The sequence below is a fragment of the Micromonospora maritima genome, from assembly GCF_902825405.1.
Taxonomy (GTDB): Bacteria; Actinomycetota; Actinomycetes; order Mycobacteriales; family Micromonosporaceae; genus Micromonospora; species Micromonospora maritima.
The window spans coordinates 1-2,939 of record NZ_CADEAU010000600.1 but is presented as its reverse complement, the minus strand read 5'-3'; the positions used below and the strand labels follow the sequence as shown (position 1 = coordinate 2,939).

1 protein-coding gene and 1 pseudogene are annotated in these 2,939 nt (G+C 74.2%); both read right to left on the bottom strand.

Annotation, left to right across the window (positions count from 1 at the left end):
* On the bottom strand, nucleotides 1-1,953 hold a 1,953-nt coding region (locus HUW36_RS29740; RefSeq protein WP_174531135.1), incomplete at its 3' end, for a sensor histidine kinase.
* A gap of 80 nt (nucleotides 1,954-2,033) precedes the next feature.
* Nucleotides 2,034-2,939, bottom strand: a pseudogene (locus tag HUW36_RS29735) (prenyltransferase/squalene oxidase repeat-containing protein); the annotation flags it as partial.

Genomic DNA, 2,939 nt, shown 5'->3' with positions numbered 1-2,939 from the left:
GGGCTCGCCGGCCGGCGGCAGCGCCGGCACGACCGGGCCCGCCGTCGCGTCGGCGGGCCCGCCCGGGTCGTCGCCGTCCACGGTGATCAGTTCGCGCGGGATCAGCACCACCGCGGTCGTCCCGCCGTACGCGGACTCCCGGAGCTGGACCTTCACGCCGTGCCGTTCGGTGAGCCGGCTGACCACGAACAGGCCCAGTCGGGCCGCGTCCGCCAGGTTCAGCTCGGACCGGTCGACGATGCGCGCGTTGGCGGCGGCCAGCTCCTCGCCGCTCATGCCCAGGCCACGGTCCTCGATCTCGATGGCGAAGCCGTTGCCGACGAGCTGGCCGCGCACCTCCACGGTGGTCTGCGGCGGGGAGAAGGAGAGGCCGTTCTCGATCAGCTCGGCCAGCAGGTGGATCACGTCACCGACGGCCCGGCCGGTCAACGACACCGGGCCCAGCGGTCGCACGGTCACCCGGGTGTAGTCCTCGACCTCGGCGACCGCGCCGCGCACCACGTCGACCATCGGCACGTTGCGCCGCCAGGCACGGCCCGGCGTCGACCCGGAGAGCACGATCAGGTTCTCCGCGTTGCGCCGCATCCGGGTGGCCAGGTGGTCGACCCGGAACAGGTCCTCCAGCTCCTCGGCGTCGTGCTCCCGGCGCTCCATGGCGTCGAGCAGGGTGAGCTGGCGGTGCACCAGCGCCTGGGTGCGCCGGGCCAGGCTGAGGAACACGTCGCGGACGCTGCGGCGCAGCTCGGCCTGCTCGACCGCGGTGCGGACGGCGGTCTCCTGCACCCGGTTGAAGGCCTTGCCGACCTGGCCGATCTCGTCGTCGCCGAACTGCAACGGTGGCGCCTCCCGGGCGACGTCCACCTCCTCGCCGTGCCCCAGCCGCTCCACCACGCTGGGCAGCCGCTCGTCGGCCAGGCGGATGGCGGCGCCGCGCAGCCGTTCGAGCTGCCGGACCAGCGACCGGGCCGTGGTGATCGAGACGATCACGGACGCGACGACGGCGATCAGGCCGAGACCGGCGGCGAGAACCAGCCGGACGATGACACCGATGGCGACCGGGGTGGCCCGTGAGACGATGTCCTCACCACCGGCGAGGATAACCTCGCGCAGGTCGGCCATCGCCGGCTCGGCGGCCGCCCGCCAGGCGTCGGCGGTGATCGGCGGGCGCACGTCCGCACCCTTGGCGGCCAGCACCCGGTCCTGCAGGGTACGGAGCGCGACGAACGCCTCCCCGTCGACCATCTGCTGGTAGCGGGCCCGGTCGGTAGGCGCGAGTTCCCGGGCGGTGCGGTCGGCGAGGAACCACTGGGCGCCGACCAGCCGGGCGAAGGCGGTCTGCTCGGCGACGGTCAGCCGGTTGGCCGAGACCGCACCGGTGAGCAGGGCGTCCTGTTGGGACAGCAGCTCCCGGGAACGGTTCAGGTCGATGAGGGCGGCGGTGTCCCGGGCGATCTGGTCGTCGTCGAGGCCGCCGAGGGCGTCGAAGACGGCGAAGATGCCGTCGACCGCCTCGTCGTAGGCCGCCAACGTCGCGGTCCGGTCGATGGTCTTGCGGCCGACCTCGTCGCGGACCTGGGTGAGCTGACCCAGCTCGGTCCTGAGCTCGGCGAGCCGCTGCTCCAGCTCGTCGCTGGCCGGCACCTCGGTACGCCAGTCCCGCACCGACTCCCACAGCGCGCCGGCGGTCGCGTCGGTGCGTGCGCGCTGTGCCTGGAGCTCCTGCAACTGCCCGGGATCGGACTCGCCCAGGTAGCGCAGCGACAGCCGGCGCTCGTTCTGCAACTCCAGCAACAGCGGATCGCTCGGCTCGAACACCCGGGCGTTGAGCGCCTGCACGCCGAGCAGGTTGAACCCGTCGCGCACGGTCACCCAGGCCGCGAACGCCCAGAGCGCGGTCAGCGACGCCAGCAGCGCGATGATCTTCGTACGGAGATTCGTACTGCGGGAACGCATCACACCGTCCTGGCCCGGTCTTCGGTCGGTCCGAAATCCGATCGACTCCGGCGCACGCTAGCAGCCGTCGTGAACTCCATTCAAGCGATCCTGATCATGGTGGCCTCCGGGTACGCCGACGCCCGACCGGTGTGCCCCGAGGCGGCCAGCACCGCCGCGCGCACGATTCGCGTCGGGCGGTAGAGGTCCTTGTCGTGCCACAGTGGCGGGCCGCCGTCGCTTCCGTCCAGGTCGGACAGTCGAGCCCGCCCCCTCGCCAGTGCCGAGCCGATCCGGGCGTCGCCCGCGCGGCCCGCGCCGGCCAGGGCGAGCACCGCGTACGCGGTCTCCTCGGCGGTGCCGTGCCAGCGCCCCCAGGAGCCGTCCGGTCGCTGGGTGTCCAGCAGCCAGCCGACACCCCGCTCGACCGCGGCCCGCGCCGCGCCGTCGGGCGCGTGGTCGGCCAGCGCGAGCAGCACCGCATACGTCGCGTAGTACGCCGAGGCGTGCCAGCGGTCCTCCCACCGCCCGTCCGGCTCCTGCCGTCCGACCAGCCACTCGGTGACCCGGCGCCGGGCCGCCGTCACGCCCGGCCGGCTCGGATGTTCACCGAGCGCGTCGAGCACGTGCGCGTTGGTGGTCAGCGACGCCCCGTCCTCCCCCGGCCAGGTGCAGAAGTGGCGCCCGGTGTCGAATCCGGCGAGTGCGCCCACGCCCGGCGACCGGCCCAACCGGGCGAGCACGTAGAGCACGACGGAGGTGGTGTCGGCGTCGGCCGGCAACCCGGGCGCGGTGGCCGCGCCGGACGCGCCGACGGCGGCGCGCAGCCCGGTCAGCACCGGCTCGGGCACGTGCACGGGGACACCGGCCCGGACCAGGACGGCGAGCACCCACGCCCGTTCGAAGACGGTGATCGGGCTGGCGCACGGCACCGGGCCGGACCGGGCGACCGCGCGCAGGTAGTCCAGGGCGGGGCCGGGCTCGGGCCGGCCGAGCCAGGCGGCGGT